Below are 559 nucleotides of genomic sequence, written 5' to 3' on the forward strand. Positions count from 1 at the left end.
CGGTATGAAGGATTGTCAAAACCTGAGCCGACGGGTTTTCTCCGACCACCGGATGTTGGACATAGTTTCCATCCGGAGTTTGCTGTATCACTTGCAGGCGGACGTCAAACTGGTTGGTCAATGCCTCTGTCAGGGTACCGATTTCTGGGTTTGGCGCTGCATAGATGTCAATGGCACCTTGTTGAGGGGCAAAGCCCATAGCCACAAGGGCATCGCGCATTTGTTGCACCAATGTTTCGTCAGGATTGAGCGTCCCATGAACAAGTTGCAAGATCGAACGGATCAAGCAGTTCAACCCCTGTCCCGACGCTCTACCAATGATGAACCGGCTGTTCAGTTGCTCTTTGCTCAGGGCTTGCGTTTGCCCGAGCGATCCACGTGTATCAAAAACGTCAGCCGTGGATCGCATTGATCTTCTGCTGCTGGACAAGGTCGCAGCTTGCTGCACGTTCGATGGCCCCGCCTCCGCTTCATGACAAAAACGGCGCCGCGCAGCGGCTCTATCCTGAACATCGTCAGGCAGGCGCGGGCTGTTGCTTTGAGACGACGACCCTATCGG

At 54.9% G+C, this 559-nt stretch carries 1 protein-coding gene; it reads right to left on the reverse strand.

Annotated elements, in window-relative coordinates; all coding sequences use genetic code 11:
- A partial coding sequence (locus Q1A75_RS24040) for a hypothetical protein (RefSeq protein ID WP_299593620.1) occupies nucleotides 1-409 on the reverse strand: 409 nt, incomplete at its 3' end.
- Nucleotides 410-559: the final 150 nt, after the last annotated feature.

Origin of the sequence: uncultured Tateyamaria sp. (genome assembly GCF_947504105.1) — a bacterium.
Lineage (GTDB): Bacteria > Pseudomonadota > Alphaproteobacteria > Rhodobacterales > Rhodobacteraceae > Tateyamaria.